Source organism: Thermoactinomyces intermedius, assembly GCF_013912365.1.
GTDB lineage: Bacteria > Bacillota > Bacilli > Thermoactinomycetales > Thermoactinomycetaceae > Thermoactinomyces > Thermoactinomyces intermedius.
The window spans coordinates 1-528 of sequence record NZ_JACETT010000065.1 but is presented as its reverse complement, the minus strand read 5'-3'; the positions used below and the strand labels follow the sequence as shown (position 1 = coordinate 528).

Here is a 528-nt window from a genome sequence, read left to right as displayed (position 1 = left end):
TTCATCGGCCAGTTTTTTCAAAGCGCCTTTTTTCCGGTCGGTGGTGGCATAAATCCGGCGACGGGCTTCTTCTTTTCCGTAGCGTTTTTCCATGTATTCGCGGAAAATCCGGAAAGCAATGGCCGGTTCCGTCGTGGTTCCGGATTTGGAAATCACATTGACACTGACTTCTTTTCCTTCCAGCAACTCCAACAGATCCGCCACATATGTGGAAGCAATGTGATGGCCCACAAAATAGATTTCCGGTACTTTTCGCTCGGATTTCGCCAATTGGTTATGAAACGTGTGGGTCAGCATTTCAATCGCCGCGCGCGCTCCCAAGTAGGAACCGCCGATCCCGATCACCACCAGGGCGTCCGAGTCCGATTGAATTTTTTGAGCCGCCTTTTTAATCCGCTCATACTCATCGCGGTCATATTTTTCCGGCAGTTCCAGCCAACCGAGAAAATCAGATCCGGCCCCGGTCCCCGTATGTAACAATTCGTGCGCCATTTTGACCGCCGGAGCCATCTGATGGATTTCCCGCTC

1 protein-coding gene is annotated in these 528 nt (G+C 51.5%); it reads right to left on the bottom strand.

Going from position 1 to position 528, the window contains the following annotated elements; all coding sequences use genetic code 11:
- A partial coding sequence (locus H1R82_RS13590) for a phosphoglucose isomerase-related protein (protein WP_508613971.1) occupies nt 1-519 on the bottom strand: 519 nt, incomplete at its 3' end.
- Nucleotides 520-528: the final 9 nt, after the last annotated feature.